Below are 17064 nucleotides of genomic sequence, written 5' to 3' on the forward strand. Positions count from 1 at the left end.
AACCCGGGGGCGGCCGCATCCCGCAGGCGGCGGCGCCCGACATCCGCAACCGCTCCTACCGGATCACCGCCCATGTCGAGATCCCGGAGGGCGGCGCCGAGGGCGTGCTCATCGCCCAGGGCGACTGGTGCGGCGGCTACGCCCTCTACCTGAAGGACGGCCATCTCATCCACGACTACAACTTCGTGAACCGCCACTATGTCGCCCGGTCCGCCCAGCCCGTGCCGGCGGGACGCCACTCCCTCAGCTGGGTGGTGCGCAAGACCGGCGAGTACAGCGCCGAGGGCGAGCTGCGGATCGACGATCAACCCTGCGGGTCGGCGGTGCTGCCGCAGACCTACCGGGCGCAGGCCTCCTTCATCGGCATGGAGATCGGCCGGGCGCCCAAGCCTGCGGTGTCAGACTTCGTCGCGCCCTTCCCCTTCACCGGCGTCCTGCACAGGGTGGAGGTCGAACTCGGGAATGACCAGCAGACCGACGCCCAGGCCAGCCTCGAGGCGGCCCTGCGCCGGCAGTAGGGCCTTGGGCAAAGGACTGGAAACCTGCCGGGTTTCGGCCCTACAGTAGTCTGGAATTTCAGACCGGCGCGATGCTGGCGCTCATTTGGGAAGACGCGGACATGCTGGACCTGATCATCCGGGGCGGCACGGTCGTAGACGGGACGGGCGCGGCGCCCGCCCTCGCGGACATCGGGATCCAGGGCGACCGCATCGTCGCCGTGGGCAAGGTCGAGGGCCCCGCCCGCCGGGAGATCGACGCCAAAGGCCTGATCGTCACCCCCGGCTGGGTGGACATCCACACCCATTATGACGGCCAGGCCACCTGGGATCCGGTCATGGCGCCCTCCAGCTGGCATGGCGTGACCACGGCCATCATGGGCAATTGCGGGGTCGGCTTCGCCCCCGTCCGCCCGGGCAGCCAGGACTTCCTGATCGAGCTGATGGAGGGGGTCGAGGACATTCCCGGCGCCGCCCTCGCCGAGGGCATTGACTGGAAGTGGGAGACCTTCCCCGAATACCTCGACGCCCTGGAAGCCAAGCCCCGGACCATCGACGTGGGCGTCCACGTCCCGCACGGCTCGGTCCGCGCCTACGTCCTGGGCGACCGCTGCAACACCGACTACAAGCCTGACGCCGCCGAGATCGCCGAAATGGCCCAGATCGTGCGCGAGGGCGTCGCCGCCGGCGCCCTGGGCTTCTCCACCTCCCGCACCCTGCTACACAAGGACGTCCACGGCGTGCACGTCCCCGGCACCTTTGCGGGTTCCGACGAGATGCTGGCCCTGGGCCTGTCCATGAAGGGCCTGACCCACGGCGTGTTCGAGATGGTCTCCGATCACCTGGGCGACGATGACGAATGGGCCTGGGTCAAGGGCTTCGTGGAAGAGACCGGCCTGCCCGTCACCCTCGTGGCGACGTCCGCCGGGGCCTACCAGGGCGACAAGATGTTCAACATCGCCGAGGAGTCCCGCCAGAAGGGCATGGACATCCGTCCGCAGATCGCCGGCCGGCCCACCGGGGTGCTGCACGGCCTGACCTCCAACTTCCACATCTTCCTCGCCAGCCCGACCTGGAAGAAGGAACTCGAGGCCCTGTCGGTCGAGGACAAGGTCGCGGCCATGGGTCGGCCGGACATCCGCGCCGCCCTGCTCTCCGAGGACTCGCCCCTGATCCGCGCGGCCACCTCCGCGCCGGTGGGCGGACAGGTCGCCGGCCTCGATGGCCTCCTGTGGCGCATCTTCCCCCTGGGCGAGCGCCCGAACTACGAGCCCGACCGCGAGGGCAGCGTCGCGGGCCTCGCCGAGGCCGCCGGCGTCTCCCCGGTGGAGATGATGTATGACCTGCTGCTCCGCGACGGCGGCAAGGAACTCTTCTACCAGCCCCTCGGCGGCTACCAGACCTACAACTTCGACTTCTTCCGCAAGAACATGCAGCACCCGAACGTGCTGTTCGGCCTGTCTGACGGCGGCGCCCATTGCGGGGTCATCGCCGACGCCGGCATGCCCAGCTTCATCCTCACCCACTGGGCCCGCGACCGGGTGAAGGGCGAGCAGTTCCCCCTGGAGTTCCTGGTCCGCAAGCTGACCAGCGACACCGCCCGGGCCTACGGCCTCAATGACCGCGGCCGGATCGCGCCAGGCCTGCTGGCCGACCTGAACGTCATCGACTTCGAGGCCCTGCGCCTGTTCCGCCCCGAAGCCATCCACGACCTGCCGGCCGGTGGCCGCCGCCTCGTCCAGCGCGTCGAGGGCTACCGCTACACGGTCAAGTCCGGCCAGGTGACCTTCGAGGACGGCCAGCACACCGGCGCCCTCCCCGGCGGCCTGGTCCGTGGCGGCCGTGAGGCGGTGATACTGGCCGAGGCCGCGGAATAATCCCGCCCGGCCGGCATCATCCTGTCATCCCGGGGCGCCACACTCCGCGCTCCGGGAACGGAGACAGACCATGATCCGACGTCAGACAGAGCGCCGGGGGTGGCGTCCCCGTACCTGGGCCTTCCTCGTAGGACTCTTCTGCCTGCTGGGCCTTTCCTTCCGCGCCCACGCGACGCCGGTCGAGATCGAGCTCCGCGGCGTGATCACCCAGGCGGATCACGAGACCTATGTCGAGGTCCCCTTCTCCGTCCCGGAGAATACCGAGCGGCTGACGGTGACCTTCGCGTACGACCGGGCGAACAGGACCGTGATCGACCTCGGGATCCGCGACCCGAACGGCTTCCGCGGCTGGAGCGGCGGCAACAGGTCGACCTTCACCCTCGCCACCAGTGACGCCACCTCCGCCTACATCCCGGGCTTCCTTCCCCCGGGCGAATGGCGGCTGATCCTTGGGGTCCCCAACATCCGGAAGGGAGCTTCGGCGTCCTGGAGCGCCCGGGTCCGCCTTGACCCGAAGGGCGCGCCGTCGACCGGATCCGCCTTCCACCCGGGCGCGATCAGAACAGGGCCGGGCTGGTACCGGGGCGACCTTCACACCCACTCCGGCCACAGCGACGGGAGCTGCGACAGCCTCTCCGGGCGCCGGGTCCCCTGCCCCGTCTTCCGGACGCTGGAGGCGGCCCGGGCGGCGGGCCTCGACTTCATCGCCCTGACCGAACACAACTCGACATCGGTCTATCCCGAGCTTCGGGCCCTGCAGGCCTATTACGACACCCTCCTGGTCCTGCCAGGGCGGGAGATCACGACCTTCCAGGGCCACGCCAACGTCTTCGGCGTGACCAGCCCCCTGCCCTTCCAGCTCGGCTCCGCGCGCGCGTCGACCCTCGACACGGTGCTGGACGCCGTAGAGGCCGAAGGCGGGCTCCTGTCGATCAATCATCCCGGCATGCCTTCGGGAGAAGCGTGCATGGGATGCGGCTGGACCGCGCCCATCCCGGACTGTCGCCGCATCACCGCCGTCGAGATCGCCAACGGAGGCGGCCTGCGCCTGACCGGTTCGGCTGAAGGCCCGCTGTCCGGCCTGCCCTTCTGGGAGAGCCTTCTCGACCGCGGCTGCCACGTGACCGGCATCGCCGGCAGCGATAATCACGACCCCGACGCCAAGGGTGGCGGCCAGTCGCCGGTGGGCCGGCCCGCCACCGTGGTCTACGCCGCCGAACTCTCCCAGACGGCCATCCTGGAGGGCCTGAGGCGAGGCCGGGTCTTCGTGGACCTCGGCGCCCCCGCCGACGCCTCCGTCGACCTCACAGTCGCCTCTGGCAAGGCGCAGGCGGGCATGGGCGAGACCCTGAGGGCTCGCCCCGCTGCAAGACTGCGCCTCACCGCAAAGGTCTCCGGACCGCCGGACGGGACTGTCGAGTTCGTCTCCGGAGGCCCCAGCGGACCGGCGACGCGCGCGCCCGTCCCAATCCGCGGCCTTTCGGAGGTGACGATGGAACTCCCGTGGACGCCCGGTCTGAAGTGGGTCCGCGCAGACGTCCGCGGTGCAGACGGCAAGCTCATTCTTATAGGCAATCCGGTCTATCTCCGCGAGACGCGCGGAGGCCGTTGATCAGTATGGCGTCCTGCTGCGGCGCTCGATCAGCCGGTGGATGACCTCACGCATCTCCTTCCAGCTCATGTCGGCTATTACGGCGAACGGGATGTCGGGCGGGCTGAACTGGGCGCTCATGCCGACGGTCATGCCCATGCGAGACAGGGTCCTGTTGTCGCAAGGTCCTGGCGCAGATCAGTCTAACTTGGGCTGAACCTGGGCCGTGGACGAAATTCCGATCACGGCAAGGAGTTCGATAGGATTATCGATGATATGCTTGGGGGAGAACCTCAGACACGTCTCGGCGTCGCCATAGCCAAAGCGAGCCCAGCAGCTGGCGACGCCAGCATTGCGCGCGAAGGCCATGTCGACCTCAGTGTCTCCGACGACGAGCACACGCTCCAGGGTCGGCAAACCGGCTTTAGGCAAGACATACTCGAGCAGTAATGCGGGATCAGGTTTTCGGGGGCGGTGATCCGTGTCGCCGAGAACGAGAGCAACAAGGGAAGAAACGCCATGGTGATCCAGGAGGGATTCAAGGGCCGCCTGCCCCTTGTTGCTGACTACAGCGACTGACACGTTTGCGGCCATAGATGCCTCAAGCACTGGCTTGAACCCTTCAAACAGTCGGGTGCTCGACAGGCCATGGCGTAGATAAAGGTCGCGATAGAGAGCAACTTGCCGGGAGATCTGGACTGCGTCGAGGGGGCAATCAAGACCCTTGGTGACGGCTCGAATGGTATCGGCGAGCGGCAGTCCGCGGGCGACCAGTCCGTGGATCATGCCCCTGTCTGGGTTCCGACCCATGGTCTGGACGAAGGTTTCGACAAGGGTCGAGACAATCACAGGCCGAGTGTCAGCGAGGGTTCCGTCACAGTCCAGGACGATCAGCTCAAATGCAGACATCGGGGCCAGGGTGTTCTCTCATTACGGGCCCGATAGGCAGTCGGTGAGGCCTCAGTTGCGCATTGGAGCCGGCATGGATGTCTTTCGCAAGAGTAAGTAGCATCCCGACTCCCCATTCAGACGGTCGGATGTCGGCCTTCACGCACCGGTTCTGATGTACGAGCCCTGCGTCATCTGAGCGCGATGTCCTGGACCCGTGCGGAGGAGGATCAAGCCCGGTTCCCGTATGAGGAGCAGCGCCTGCGCGCTCGGCAATTGAATACTCTCACGGACACAGCGCCCACGCGAAGGTTGACGGACAGGGGCGTCCGGCAAAGATTCGGCTCATGCCGGCCTCGGATCACACTCCTACCCTCCGCTTCGAGCTGGACGACCTCTCCCGCCCACCGGTCCGGGACCTGGTGGCCCGTCACTTCGCCGGCATGCACGCCCAGAGCCCGCCGGAGAGCGTCCACGCCCTCGCCCTGGAGGGGCTGAAGGCGCCCGCCATCCGGTTCTGGAGCGCCTGGAGCGGCCAGACGCTCGCCGGCATGGGGGCGCTTCGCCGGATCGACGCGGGGAACGGCGAGATCAAGTCGATGCGGGTGGCGGACGCCTTTCTCGGCCAGGGCGTTGGCCGGGCCATCCTGGATCACATCCTGGCGGAGGCCCGGGGCATGGGGCTTGCGGCCCTCTGGCTGGAGACCGGCTCGGTGGAGGGCTTCATTCCGGCCCGCACCCTCTACGAGAGCGTCGGGTTCACGGCCTGCGGGCCCTTCGACACCTACGGCCCGGATCCCTTCAGCGTCTTCATGACCCTCAGGCTCTGAGGCTCATCGCCAGTACCAGTAGCGCCACAACTCGGTGAAGCCGGCGGCCCTGTAGAGGCGCCGCGCAGGATTGCCAGCCTCCACCTGCAGGATCAGGTCCTCATGCCCCCAGTCCGAGGCCTGCCGGGCGAAGGCGGCGAGGATGCGGCCGGCATGGCCGCGGCCCCTCTGGTCGGGGGCGGTGCGCATGCCGTGGATCCCGCCCACGCCACCGGCGCGCGACAGGACCCCCACCGCCAGGGTGCGGCCGCCGTCGCGCACAGCAGCGAAGCGGGCGCCAGGAGAACGCGACAGCTGGGCGACCCTCTGGGCCCCTTCCCGGGCGTCAAACCCGGGGCCGCAGAAGGCCTCCGTCCAGGCTGCGTCTGGCGCCTCCAGGAGGACAGGCTCGGGCCTGCGCGCACCGGGGCCGGCGTACCCGGCGACAGCAAGCGGGTCGGCGGTCATGACCCAGGTCGGTTCTCCGGGCCGGAAGCCGCCGTCCCTCAGCAGGTCCCGGGCCGCGGCGAAGACGGGCAGGTCAGGCAGCCGGAAGGCCGGCGCCAGGCCGGTGGCGGCGTAGGATTCGGCAAGGGCCGGAGTCAGGGGCGGCGGCGGATCGTGCGACAGGGGCGCAGCGGAGCGGGCCCGGCCCATGGGCCCGCCGTCGAGGCCGAGGACCCAGCCGTCCAGCTCCATCATCCGGCGCGGCGCGACCCCGGCGACCGTGGCGCGCTCCAGCCGGGCGATATCCTCAGCCTTCAGCATCCTCAGATGCCTTTACCCGCAAAGAAGATCGACGCCAAATCTCGCCTGAGGTCTCGAGGACAGGTCAGGTCACCGATGTCCGGGAAACCATCGATTGTCTTCAGGCGAACCGAGCGTTTCCAGGGACGCCACAAAGAGACCCGTTTTCTGTCACCGCGATTGACACGGTCAGACCCCAAAAGTGGTCCCGACCAGAAGATGACGGCGGCGGCGAGTGCGATGGCGGACATGAAGGTGTGGGCGCGGGGTCCGATTAGGCGCTGACGTTACGCGGCGAATGCCTCGCCCCGGTGTTCCGGGCGATTTTCCTTGGGTCCGGGCAAGACTTCGCAACTCTGCGCCAGTAAACATTCTGACGCGACATCCTTCCAATCTGAGATCAAACCCATGGTCCATATTTCTCACGAAGGCGTCGCTGAAACAGAAACCCGGCTGCTGCGGGTCATGCAGCAAGCTCGCCTGAAGGTCTATGCCGACGTTTATGGCTTCGAGGAGTTCCCGCTCGACGCCTTTGCGGCGCGAGCACGGAGCGATGCGCTCGCACTCGTGCGCGATGATGCGGTCTGGAGCCAGCTGTCGCCCGGCGACGGCCCCGGCGAACGGTTCAGAATCTTCCGGTTTCACTTTCCGGAAGGCGTCGACAACAGCGGCTTTGTTGGCTGGCTGGCGAGCCGCCTGAAGCTGGAGTTCGGCACGGGTGTGTTCGTGATCTGTGGGCAGAACAGCGGCGACGGCGGAATCTTCGACTATTGGGGTGTTCCGGAAATGCTGGGCGACGTCGTCATCGCCTATGTCCGCAAACTGTGCGCCAGCGACCCGGATCTCGCGCAGGGGCGACGCGGCCAATGACCCGGATGGCGGCGCCGGTGGCCGGATGGCCTTTGACCACACGGAGCGCTCTGGAGCGATCTGGCCCTAAGGATCGACCCGTCGAACCCGGACCTGCTGATCACCCATGAGATGCCCTTCGGCGCCCGGCATCCGGCCCGGCCAGAGTTCGATGCGGTGCGCGCCAGCTCCTCACCGTGGCCCTGGGAGCCTTCCGTGGCGTCGCGAAACGCCCTACCGCCAGTAGACATATCGCCAGAGGTCCTGAAATCCCGCCGCCTCGTAGAGGCTGCGGGCGGGATTGCCGACCTCCACCTGCAGAAAGAGGCGCGGCAGGCCCCAGTCGGCGGCCTGGGCTCCGAAGGCGGCCAGAAGACGCCCGGCGCAACCGCGCCCGCGATGCTCGACGGCGGTTCGCATGCCGTGCACGCCGCCCAGGCCGCCGGCCCGGCTCAGCACCCCCACGGCGAGGGTTTGGCCGGCCTCCCGGATCGCGCCGAAGCGGGCGCCGGGCGACCGGGCCAGATGCGCCACCCGGCGGGCGCCCTCCTCCGGATCGAACCCCGGCCCGCAGAAGACCGCCGCCCACTCTGCGTCCGGCGCCTCCAGCAGGATGGGCTCGGGCGCTGCGCCGCGCCCGCCATAGACCGCGACCCGGGCGGGGTCCGCGATCATGACGGTGGTGGGCTCGCCGGGCGCAAAGCCGGTGGCCTCCAGACGGCCGCGCACCACATCAAACGTCGGGCGATCGGGCAGACGAAAGGCGGGCGGCAGGCCGGCCTCGACATAGGCCTCGGCAAGGTCCGACAGGACGGCGTCCGAGACGTCCGGCGGTGGATCATGCGACAGCGGGGCGGCGGACCGCGCCCGACCCATGGGGGCGGAGTCCATCGCCAGGATCCACCCGGATCGCTCCTCCACCCTCCGGGGCGCCAGGCTGGCGACCGTGGCGCGCTCCAGCCGGGCGATCTCCTCGGGCCCCATCAACCCTTGTCCCGCAGGAGCCGGGCCTTGTCCCTCTGCCAGTCGCGTTCGGCGGAGGTCTCGCGCTGGTCGACCAGCCCCAGCCTAGGCACGCGGGCGCCGACCGGCAGGACCGCCCCCGGAGCAAGGACTGCATTGGCTCCAATCTTCGTTCCATCGCCGATAAGGGCCCCGAACTTGTCGACGCCGGTCTCGATCAACACACCAGAGACCATGAGGCGGATCTCCTTGTCGGCGAACTCATTGCGATAGTTGGCGACCATGGCGCCGGCCTCGATGTTGACCTCGGAGCCCACGATGGAGTCGCCGATGAAATTCAGGTGTGCGGCCTTCGAGCCGCTGAACATGAACACCGTCTTGAGTTCGACCGCCGGGCCGATGATGCAATCCTCGTCGAGGAAGACGCCGCCGCGAAGAAGAGCGAAACTCGATACGAAGGAGCGAGGTCCGACGATCACGGGCCCCTTGAGCAACGCCCCGGGTTCGACCTCGGCCGAGCGATGGACGGCGACGTCGCCCCGGACCTCATACCCGGGACCCAGGCCGGAAATGGCGCCGCGGACGAGCTCTGGCGCTCTCTGGGTGAGGGACCACGGCGGGGCGGTTTCTGCGCCGAACTGTGAGCCCTGCCAGCGATGGATGTAAGGTTCAATGCGCATTCGGGGTCCAGACTAGGCCATCGACCCACTAAACCGCATCCAGATTCTGGCTGAAGCGAATTTGACGCCCGCGACGCAGTCATCGGGGTTCTTGTCGTATCGGGTTGCGACGCCCCGGAAGTGCTTAAGCTTGTTGAACCCGCGCTCGACGAGATTTTTCGGGGCGCAGGGATGGCGGCCGATGATGAGCTGGACCTTGCGGTTGCGTTTGGGTGGGATGACGGCGGTGACGCCTCTGACTTCGAGGTCGCCCAGGATGCCGCCGGCATCGTAGCCCTGGTCTCCGAGCATCACCTTCGGCTCAGGCCGGGGCTCAGCCATGACGGGGGTGCAGCCCTGGACGTCGGAGCCCGTCGCGCGCCTCAGCCGGGCGTTCTCGTCAGCGCCCACCTCAGCCCTTGTCCCGCAGGAGCCGGGCCTTGTCCCTCTGCCAGTCGCGCTCGGCCGTGGTCTCGCGTTTGTCGTGCAGCTTCTTGCCCTTGGCCAGGGCCAGCTCCAGCTTGGCCAGGCCCTTGTCGTTCCAGTAGAGCCTGGTCGGGATCAGGGTCCGGCCCTCGCGCTGAACGGCGCCGATCAGGCGATCCAGCTGCTTGCGGTGCAGCAGCAGCTTCCGGTGGCGCCGGGGCTCATGGTTGAAGCGGTTGGCCTGGGCGTAGGGCGGGATGTCGGCGTTGATCAGGTAGATGTCCCGGCCCTCCACCGCCGCGTAGGACTCGGCGATATTGGCCCGGCCGTTGCGCAGCGACTTCACCTCCGTGCCGGTCAGGGCCAGGCCCGCCTCGAAGGTCTCCTCCAGGAAGTAGTCAAAGCGCGCGCGGCGGTTCTCGGCGATCAGCTTGCCCATGGCGGTGCGTCAGGCGACGCCGACCTCCGCAAGCGCGGCGTCCACCTCGCGGCGCGAGGCTTCCGAGGCCGGGGTGATGGGCAGGCGGGCGGTTTCCTCGCAAAGGCCGAGCTTCGACAGGGCGTACTTGGTGGGCGCCGGCGAGGCGTCGGTGAACAGGGCCCGGTGCAGGTGCAGGAGGCCATCCTGCCAGCGTCGCGCGGTTTCCCAGTCACCGGACAGGGCGGCCTCATGGAAGGCGGCGACCTGGACCGGCGCCACATTGGCCGAAACGGAGATGCAGCCGTGTCCGCCGTGGGCCATGTAGCCCAGGGCCGTCGGATCGTCCCCCGAGAGCATGACCCAGTCGGACCCGCAGGTGATGCGCTGCTGGGTGGCCCGGACGAGATCGCCCGTCGCGTCCTTGACCCCGACGATGTTGGGAAGGCGGCTCAGCCTGGCCAGGGTGGCGTCGGAAATGTCCACACTGGTCCGGGCCGGGACATTGTAGACCAGCACCGGCAGCTGCACCGCCTCGTTGATCGCGGCGTAGTGGGCGTAGAGCCCTTCCTGGCTGGGCCGGTTGTAATAGGGCGTCACCACCAGGGCGGCGTCGGCGCCGATCTGCTTGGCATGGCGGACCAGCTCGATGGCCTCGGCTGTGGAGTTGGATCCGGCGCCGGCGATCACGGGAACCCGTCCCGCCGCCGTCTGGACCGCCAGCTCAACCACCCGACGGTGCTCGTCATGGCTCAGGGTCGCCGTCTCGCCGGTGGTGCCGACGGGAACGAGGCCGTGAACTCCGGCCTCGATCTGGCGCTCGACCAGACGGACAAAGGCGTCCTCGTCCACCGCGTCGTCGCGGAAGGGAGTGACGAGGGCCGGGAAGACGCCCCTGAACAAGGGATCGGACATGGTCTGCAGGATACCGTTTGAACACGGCCGCCGGTTGCGGCCCCAGGGCAGGGTCAGACAATATGGCGGACAGTGTCCCCGCCGCAACCGATTGAGTCGGGGTATCGGGATGGCTGCTGGCGGAGTTTCGGACTTGAAGGTCAGGTTGAGGCGGGACTTTTCGGTCGGGTTTGTCCTGGCGCTCCTGGTCTTTCCGGGGCTGGCGACGGGGCGGAGCCTTCCGGCGACCCCAGCGGCGGCTGCAGCCACGCCCGAGGTCACAGCCCCTCAGCCTGTCGTTCCTTCCCCGGCGCCTCAAGGCGAGGCCGCCGCCACGCCGGCTCCCGCGCCGGCTGTTCCCCGCTCGACCTACGTGTCGGACGCGGACGCCGCAGGCCTGAGGGATGTGATTGAGAGGGCGCGGCGCGGCGATGTGCAGGGTGCGCGCGAGGGCCTCCAGAGGATCGCCGATCCGCTGGCCCGCAGGGTGGGGCTTTGGGCGCTCATGGACTCCAATGGCCCGAGCCTGAGCTTCGCCGAAATGGATCGCGCCCTGCGCGATATGGCGGAGTGGCCGCGCCCCTCGCGCCGTCGGCTCGCCGCCGAACGCCTGATCGAGACCTCCGGGCTCGGCCCGAGGCAGATCACCGCCTGGTTCGAAAGCCGACCGCCCTCGACAGCTGAGGGGGCCATGGCGCTGGCCGCGGCCCTTCGGGCGTCGGGAAATCCGGTGGCGGCGGCTGACCTCATCCGCAGGACATGGCGCGGCGCGCCGTTTGAGCGCGATGTGCAAAGGGCGATGCTAGCGCGGTTCGGCGACGTGCTGACGACCGAGGACCACGTCCGGCGAGCGGACATGCTCCTCTTTGGCGCCCAGGGTCCGGCGGCGCGCGACCTGATCGACCTCCTGCCCGCCGATCAGCAGGCCCTGGCCCAGGCCCGGATCGCCTTTCGGCAGAGGTCCCCGCAGGCGCTCGAACTGGCTGCGGCCCTGCCGCCTTCCGTGTCCGGGGCGCCCGGCCTGGCCGTTGAGAGGGCCGCCTACTACCGTCGCGCCGACCTTGACGAACTGGCGCGCGCCGAACTCCCGAGGTTTCCGACCGAGATCTGGTCCGACGAAATGGGAGCCCGGATCTGGGACGAACGCTATCAGCTGACCCTCTCGGCCCTGCGCAATCGGGACTCCCGGGCGGCGTACGAGGCCGCCGCCAACACCGGGTTGAAGTCCGGAACCGATGCGGTCGAGGCGGAATTCTATGCGGGCTGGATCGCCCTGACCCGGCTGAGGGATCCGGTCAGGGCCGAGGCTCATTTCAAGCTCATCGACCGGGTCGGTTCGTCGCCCATTACGCTTGCGCGGGGGCTGTATTGGCGCGGCCGCGCCGTAGAGGCCATGGCGGGCATCGACGCTGCAGACGTCTTCTACCGCGCCGCCGCGCGACACCGGACGACCTTCTACGGGCAACTGGCTGCAGAACGCGCGGGTTTCGAGCGGCTCGACCTCGGCCGCGACCCTCAGGTCGGTCCCCGTGAACGCGCCGACTTCGAGGCGAAGGAGACCACCCGGGCCGCAAGGATCCTCTACGAAATCGGCGCCCGGGACCTGTTCCGCGTCTTTGTCCTGGCCCTCGACGACCTGCTCGATACCGAGGCGGAGCAGGCCATGCTGGTCGACCTGGTCCGGGGCTATGGCGAGCAGGATACGTCCATGCGGGTGGTGCGCACCGCAGCGCAACGGGGTTTCATCCTGCCGGACAGGGGCTATCCGCTCCGGACCCCGCCCGAGGTTCCCAATGCGCCGGAACCCGCCCTGATCCTGGCCATCATCCGTCAGGAGAGCGGCTTTGACCCCCTTGTCCGCTCCGGTGTCGGGGCCCGGGGCATGATGCAGCTGATGCCTGCAACCGCCGCCGCCACCGCCCGTCGCCTCGGGGTGGGTTACTCGCCCTCCCAGCTGGATGATCCTGAGTACAACATGCGGCTGGGTTCGACCTATCTGGGCGAGCTGATCTCCAGCTTTTCGGGGTCCTATGTCCTCGCGGTGGCGGGCTACAACGCCGGTCCCGGACGCGCGAACCAGTGGATGGGCTTCTGCGGCGATCCCAGGGCCGCCAGCGTGGATCCGGTCGACTACATTGAGTGCATCCCCTTTTCCGAGACCCGGAATTACGTGATGCGGGTCATGGAGGCGGTGGCAGTGTATCGGGCGAAGCTTCGGGGTGGCTTGACGACGCTTGACCTCGGGCGGGACATCAGGCGCGGTGTTTACACCCCGCGCCCATCCACCACCGCCCCCGCCACTCCCGCCAACGCAGGGGCCGGACCTGGGCAGACGCCGGAGGAGACCCCGCCATGACGGAGACAAAGACCTCCGCCCCCCCCCGCATCGACCCAGGGCCGACCGTCCTGCGCACGCGGGGCTGGTCGGACTATGACCTGATTGACTCCGGCCGGGGTCGAAAGCTGGAGCGGTACGGACATCGCACTGTGGTGCGACCCGAACCTCAATGCCTCTGGTCTCCGGGACAGCCCGACGCCCTGTGGAATACGGCCGACGCCGTCTTCGATCCTGCGGACGAGGAAGACGCGGGACGCTGGCGATTCCGCGACGGGGCGATCGAACCCTGGGTCTCCGGATGGGGGGCCGTCCGCTTCAATGGTCGCTTCACGCCCTTCCGGCATCTGGCCTTTTTCCCCGAGCAGGCCGCCAACTGGGAGTGGCTGGATCAGGTGGTTCGAACTTCAGGTCGCGCTCTCAATATCTTGAATCTCTTTGGATATACCGGCGTAGCTAGCCTGGTCTGTGCAGCGGCTGGGGCTCAGGTCACCCACGTCGACGCCTCTCGCAAGGCGATCGGCTGGGCCCGGGAGAATGCGGCGCTCTCCGGTCTTCAGGACCATCCCATCCGCTGGATCTGCGAAGACGCCCGAAAGTACGTCCAGCGCGAGATCCGGCGCGGCGCGACCTATGACGGCATCATCCTCGACCCTCCGAAATATGGCCGCGGCCCTGACGGCGAGGTCTGGAGGCTCTTCGACGACCTGCCGGACCTGGCTGCGAACTGCGCAAGGCTGCTGGGTCCTGACGCCCGGTTTCTGCTGCTCAACGCCTATGCCGAGCGCATCTCGGGAGCCGCGCTTTCCGGCCTGCTGGCCGATCGCCTGACGGGCCGGGGCGGGAGCATTTCGTGGGGAGAGCTGGTTCTGGCCGAGAGCGCGCGCCCGAGAGAGATCGGCATGAGCTTCTTCGCCCGCTGGACGGCATGAACCCCTCCTCCCGCCTCGTCACCTCCCTGACCAATCCCCTGGTCAAGTCGGTGCGCGCCTTGCACCAGGGCAAGACCCGCAACGAGACAGGACAGTTCGTCGCCGAAGGCCTTAAGTTCATCATTGAAGCCATTGAACTTGATCGCCTTCCTGAGGTCTTGCTGTTCGGCCCGGAAGCGGCGTCCCACCCTCTTCTCGAAAGGGCCCGGACGGCGACGCTCAGGGCTGGCGGGCAGGTGGTCGAGGTCACCCGGGACATCCTCGCCAAGGTCTCCAGACGTGACAATCCGCAGGCGGTGATCGGCGTGTTCCGGCAGGCCTTCACCCCCCTGGAGGCCCTGAAACCCGAAAGCGCTACGGGCTGGGTCGCCCTGCACAGGGTGCGTGACCCGGGCAATCTCGGCACGGTGATCCGGACCGCCGACGCCGCCGGTTGCGGCGCCGTCATCCTGGTGGGCGAGTGCTGCGATCCCTATTCCGTGGAGGCGGTGCGGGCGACCATGGGCTCGATCTTCGCCCTGCCCATCGTCCAGACGGACGAGTCCGCCTTCACCGCCTGGCGGGCGCGCTGGCCGGGCTCGGTGGTGGGAACACTCCTGTCGGCGACGGTCTCCCACGCAGAGGCGGACTACCGCCGCCCGACCCTCGTCCTGCTGGGCAATGAGCAACAGGGCCTGACCCCGGACATGGCCGCCCTGTGCGACGTCAACGTCAAGATACCCATGCGCGGCCGCGCCGACAGCCTCAACCTCTCGGTCGCCGCCGGGATCATGATCTATTCCATAACGGCCTGATCCCGCTCAGGTTCCGCGCGGTTTCGCACGGGCGGTCGGTGTCGCGGAGGCTGGGTCTTCAGGCCAGACGTGCCGCGGATAGCGGCCCCGCATCTCAGCCCGCACCTCACGCCAGGACCCGCGCCAGAAACCCGGCAGGTCGCGGGTGGTCTGGATCGGCCGATGCGCCGGCGACGTCAGGGCCAGGGTCAGGGGCGCCCGGCCGTTCGCGATGGCGGGATGGGCGCCCAGGCCAAAGACCTCCTGCACCCGCACCTCCACGCGGGGACCACCTGGCGCGGCGTAGTCGATGGAGAAGCTGTTGCCCGTGGGGGCCGTCCATCGCGCCGGCGCGAGGGCCTCCAGCCGACGCTGGGCGGCATGGCCGAGGTATGCGGCAAGCGCGCCGTCCAGCCGGGCCGGCGCCAAGTCAGAGAGGCTGCGCAGACCCTCCAACGCCGGGCTCAGCCAGGCGTCGAGGTCCTTCAGCAGGGCCGCGTCACCGAGGTCCGGAAGGTCGGCCTCCCCAAGTCCGCGCAGGAAGTCCGCCCGGGCCCGCATCGCCCGGCCCGCCTCGCCCCAGGGCAGGCCCGCAAAACCGTCAGCCCGCACCTGGTCCAGCAGGGCGGCCAGGATCAGGTCCGCCGAAGGCGCCTCGTCCAGCGTCTCCCGCAGCACCAGCCGGCCGATCCTTTCAATGCGAACGGCCCGGAGACGGCCCGACGGACCCGGCTCGATCCGCGACTCGCGCACGATGGCGGCGGCGAAGAGCCGGTCAAGCTCCGCAGGCTGGACCGGGGCGGCCAACAGGATCCGGTCGGCCCGCCCGCCCCCGCCCAGTTCTCCGACGGCCAGCCAGGGCTCCCGAGCGAGGGGGTCGGTCTCCTCCAGCCAGACTCCCCGCCCCCCCGCGAGCTGGAAGTGTCCGGCAGGCCCCCTCGCCCGAGCGACGCGCTCAGGCCAGGCCAGGGCCATGAGCAGGCCGTCATCCAGGGGCTCGCCCTGCACCCGGCCCGCCTCGCGAGCCGCCTGCGCGGCCCAGCGCCCGGCGAGAGCACGAGCGTCCCGCGCCCTCTGCCCCCGGTCCCGGTCCAGGGCCTCCAGTCGCAGGCGCAGGTCGACGTCGCGACCGCCAAGCCCGGGTTCGGAGGCCAGGACGGCGATCCTCGCCGCCCGTTCCGCCTGTCCCCGGGCGGCGGCGGCCAGCACCATATGGGCGAGGCGGGGCGGCAGGGGCAGGCGCGAAAGGGCCTCGCCATGGGCCGTGAGCACCCCCTGTCCATCCAGGGCCTCCAGCCGGGCCAGGAGGCTGCGCGCCTCGGCCAGCGCCCCCGCTGGCGGCGGGTCCAGGAAGGCGAGGCCGGCGGTGTCCTTCACCCCCCAGCGGGCAAGGTCGAGGGCGAGGCCCGACAGGTCGGCGTTGAGAATCTCCGGCGTGGCGAAGGCCGGCAGGGAGCGGGTCTCGGCCTCGTCCCAGAGCCGGTAGCAGGTTCCGGGGCCGGTCCGTCCGGCGCGACCTCGCCTCTGGTCCGCCGCCGCCCGGCTGGCCCTGAGGGTGACGAGGCGGGTCAGCCCCGACGCCGGGTCAAAGCGCGGCGAGCGCACCAGACCCGCATCGACAACGCAGACGATCCCCTCGAGGGTCAGGCTGGTTTCGGCGATGTCCGTGGCCAGGACGACCTTGCGCCGCCCCTCCGGGGCCGGGGCGATGGCCCGGTCCTGGGCGGCGGGATCAAGGGCTCCGAAGAGCGGGGCGACATCGACGTTCGCCGGCAGGCCCGCCGCCGCCAGCCGCTCGGCCGTCCGGCGGATCTCGGCCTGGCCCGGCAGGAAGACCAGCACCCCGCCCGGCGTCTCCGCCAGGGCCCGGCGCACGGCGCGCACCGCCTGGTCCTCAAGGGGCGCGCCGGGATAGCGGCCCAGATAGCGGGTCTCCACCGGCCAGGCCCTGCCCTCGCTGGAGATGGCCGGGGCGTCGTCCAGCAGGCCGGAGACCGCCGCGACGTCCAGGGTGGCCGACATGACCAGCAGGCGCAGGTCCGGCCTCAGGACCCGCCGGCAATCGTGCGCCAGGGCCAGGCCCAGGTCGGCGTCCAGGCTGCGCTCGTGGAACTCGTCGAAGATGACCAGGCCCACCCCGTCCAGGCCGGGATCGTCGAGGATCATTCGCGAGAAGACGCCCTCGGTGACGACCTCCAGGCGGGTGGCGGCCGAAACCCGGCTCTCCATCCGCACCCTGTAGCCGACGGTGGCGCCCACCGACTCGCCGAGGTTGGCGGCCAGCCGCGCCGCCACAGCCCGCGCCGCCAGCCGCCGCGGTTCGAGCATCAGGATGCGCTGGCCCGCAATCCAGGGCGCCGCGAGGCAGGCCAGGGGCGCGATCGTGCTCTTGCCCGCCCCCGGCGG

16 protein-coding genes and 1 pseudogene are annotated in these 17064 nt (G+C 69.4%); 8 read left to right on the forward strand and 9 right to left on the reverse strand.

Annotated features, from left to right (window positions below):
• The 3 genes and pseudogenes from INE98_RS05295 to INE98_RS05305 all read left to right on the forward strand — a co-directional run.
• Positions 1 to 518: pseudogene (locus INE98_RS05295) on the forward strand (arylsulfatase); the annotation flags it as partial.
• Between the two features lie 71 nt (positions 519 to 589).
• Positions 590 to 2374, forward strand: coding sequence for an amidohydrolase family protein (locus INE98_RS05300; RefSeq protein ID WP_293537180.1), 1785 nt, complete (start codon positions 590 to 592; stop codon positions 2372 to 2374).
• Between the two features lie 70 nt (positions 2375 to 2444).
• On the forward strand, positions 2445 to 3986 hold the full coding sequence (locus tag INE98_RS05305) for a CehA/McbA family metallohydrolase (protein WP_293537182.1): 1542 nt from the start codon (positions 2445 to 2447) through the stop codon (positions 3984 to 3986).
• On the opposite strand, the gene INE98_RS05310 is transcribed toward INE98_RS05305, so the two are convergent.
• Complete coding sequence (locus INE98_RS05310) at positions 3987 to 4124, reverse strand: hypothetical protein (RefSeq protein WP_293537184.1); 138 nt, start codon at positions 4122 to 4124, stop codon at positions 3987 to 3989.
• Positions 4125 to 4163: 39 nt separating this feature from the next.
• Complete coding sequence (locus INE98_RS05315; RefSeq protein ID WP_293537185.1) at positions 4164 to 4874, reverse strand: HAD family hydrolase; 711 nt, start codon at positions 4872 to 4874, stop codon at positions 4164 to 4166.
• 326 nt (positions 4875 to 5200) lie between these two features.
• Between INE98_RS05315 and INE98_RS05320 the strand changes: the two genes are divergently transcribed.
• Entirely contained in the window at positions 5201 to 5683 is a 483-nt protein-coding gene (locus INE98_RS05320) for a GNAT family N-acetyltransferase (RefSeq protein ID WP_293537187.1), read from the forward strand.
• Positions 5684 to 5686: 3 nt separating this feature from the next.
• Here the strand turns inward: INE98_RS05320 and INE98_RS05325 are convergent, their stop codons facing one another.
• The gene (locus INE98_RS05325) at positions 5687 to 6430 is read right to left on the reverse strand and encodes a GNAT family N-acetyltransferase (RefSeq protein ID WP_293537189.1); all 744 of its coding nucleotides are present in this window, start codon (positions 6428 to 6430) and stop codon (positions 5687 to 5689) included.
• A 387-nt stretch (positions 6431 to 6817) separates the two neighbouring features.
• Between INE98_RS05325 and INE98_RS05330 the strand changes: the two genes are divergently transcribed.
• Positions 6818 to 7279, forward strand: a complete 462-nt coding sequence (locus INE98_RS05330) for a DUF6196 family protein (protein ID WP_293537190.1) — start codon at positions 6818 to 6820, stop codon at positions 7277 to 7279.
• Positions 7280 to 7492: 213 nt separating this feature from the next.
• Here the strand turns inward: INE98_RS05330 and INE98_RS05335 are convergent, their stop codons facing one another.
• The 5 genes from INE98_RS05335 to dapA are packed head-to-tail and all read right to left on the reverse strand — an operon-like array spanning position 7493 to position 10639.
• Positions 7493 to 8242, reverse strand: coding sequence for a GNAT family N-acetyltransferase (locus INE98_RS05335; RefSeq protein WP_293537192.1), 750 nt, complete (start codon positions 8240 to 8242; stop codon positions 7493 to 7495).
• A complete protein-coding gene (locus INE98_RS05340; protein WP_293537194.1) occupies positions 8242 to 8901 on the reverse strand; it encodes a hypothetical protein in 660 nt (219 codons plus the stop codon). The genes INE98_RS05335 and INE98_RS05340 overlap by 1 nt, the downstream gene beginning before the upstream one ends.
• A gap of 12 nt (positions 8902 to 8913) precedes the next feature.
• Positions 8914 to 9291 carry a transposase gene (locus tag INE98_RS14525; RefSeq protein WP_367120167.1) on the reverse strand — a complete coding sequence of 126 codons (378 nt, stop codon included), beginning with the start codon at positions 9289 to 9291 and terminating at the stop codon, positions 8914 to 8916.
• A 1-nt stretch (position 9292) separates the two neighbouring features.
• Positions 9293 to 9745, reverse strand: coding sequence for an SsrA-binding protein SmpB (smpB, locus tag INE98_RS05350; protein ID WP_293512012.1), 453 nt, complete (start codon positions 9743 to 9745; stop codon positions 9293 to 9295).
• Between the two features lie 9 nt (positions 9746 to 9754).
• Positions 9755 to 10639 (reverse strand): 4-hydroxy-tetrahydrodipicolinate synthase, encoded by an 885-nt coding sequence (gene dapA / locus INE98_RS05355; RefSeq protein WP_293537196.1) that lies wholly within the window; start codon positions 10637 to 10639, stop codon positions 9755 to 9757.
• Between the two features lie 133 nt (positions 10640 to 10772).
• Here dapA and INE98_RS05360 point away from each other — a divergent pair, with 133 nt between their 5' ends.
• From INE98_RS05360 to INE98_RS05370, 3 genes are read left to right on the forward strand one after another with little or no spacing between them, the layout of a single operon-like run.
• Positions 10773 to 12974, forward strand: a complete 2202-nt coding sequence (locus INE98_RS05360) for a lytic transglycosylase domain-containing protein (RefSeq protein ID WP_293537197.1) — start codon at positions 10773 to 10775, stop codon at positions 12972 to 12974.
• Positions 12971 to 13885, forward strand: a complete 915-nt coding sequence (locus tag INE98_RS05365; RefSeq protein WP_293537199.1) for a class I SAM-dependent methyltransferase — start codon at positions 12971 to 12973, stop codon at positions 13883 to 13885. Before INE98_RS05360 ends, INE98_RS05365 begins: the two co-directional genes overlap by 4 nt.
• Positions 13882 to 14679, forward strand: coding sequence for an RNA methyltransferase (locus tag INE98_RS05370; RefSeq protein ID WP_293537200.1), 798 nt, complete (start codon positions 13882 to 13884; stop codon positions 14677 to 14679). Before INE98_RS05365 ends, INE98_RS05370 begins: the two co-directional genes overlap by 4 nt.
• 6 nt (positions 14680 to 14685) lie before the next feature.
• Here INE98_RS05370 and hrpB read toward each other — a convergent pair.
• Positions 14686 to 17064: ATP-dependent helicase HrpB (hrpB, locus tag INE98_RS05375; protein ID WP_293537202.1), on the reverse strand; the 2379-nt coding region annotated here is incomplete at its 5' end.

Origin of the sequence: Phenylobacterium sp. (genome assembly GCF_020253645.1) — a bacterium.
In the GTDB taxonomy this organism is placed as follows: domain Bacteria; phylum Pseudomonadota; class Alphaproteobacteria; order Caulobacterales; family Caulobacteraceae; genus Phenylobacterium.

Coding starts and splice junctions, on each gene's coding strand:
- INE98_RS05300 (WP_293537180.1), top strand. CDS start 590: ATGCTGGCGCTCATTTGGGAAGACGCGGACATGCTGGACCTGATCATC.
- INE98_RS05305 (WP_293537182.1), top strand. CDS start 2,445: ATGATCCGACGTCAGACAGAGCGCCGGGGGTGGCGTCCCCGTACCTGG.
- INE98_RS05310 (WP_293537184.1), bottom strand. CDS start 4,124: ATGGGCATGACCGTCGGCATGAGCGCCCAGTTCAGCCCGCCCGACATC.
- INE98_RS05315 (WP_293537185.1), bottom strand. CDS start 4,874: ATGTCTGCATTTGAGCTGATCGTCCTGGACTGTGACGGAACCCTCGCT.
- INE98_RS05320 (WP_293537187.1), top strand. CDS start 5,201: ATGCCGGCCTCGGATCACACTCCTACCCTCCGCTTCGAGCTGGACGAC.
- INE98_RS05325 (WP_293537189.1), bottom strand. CDS start 6,430: ATGCTGAAGGCTGAGGATATCGCCCGGCTGGAGCGCGCCACGGTCGCC.
- INE98_RS05330 (WP_293537190.1), top strand. CDS start 6,818: ATGGTCCATATTTCTCACGAAGGCGTCGCTGAAACAGAAACCCGGCTG.
- INE98_RS05335 (WP_293537192.1), bottom strand. CDS start 8,242: ATGGGGCCCGAGGAGATCGCCCGGCTGGAGCGCGCCACGGTCGCCAGC.
- INE98_RS05340 (WP_293537194.1), bottom strand. CDS start 8,901: ATGCGCATTGAACCTTACATCCATCGCTGGCAGGGCTCACAGTTCGGC.
- smpB (WP_293512012.1), bottom strand. CDS start 9,745: ATGGGCAAGCTGATCGCCGAGAACCGCCGCGCGCGCTTTGACTACTTC.
- dapA (WP_293537196.1), bottom strand. CDS start 10,639: ATGTCCGATCCCTTGTTCAGGGGCGTCTTCCCGGCCCTCGTCACTCCC.
- INE98_RS05365 (WP_293537199.1), top strand. CDS start 12,971: ATGACGGAGACAAAGACCTCCGCCCCCCCCCGCATCGACCCAGGGCCG.
- INE98_RS05370 (WP_293537200.1), top strand. CDS start 13,882: ATGAACCCCTCCTCCCGCCTCGTCACCTCCCTGACCAATCCCCTGGTC.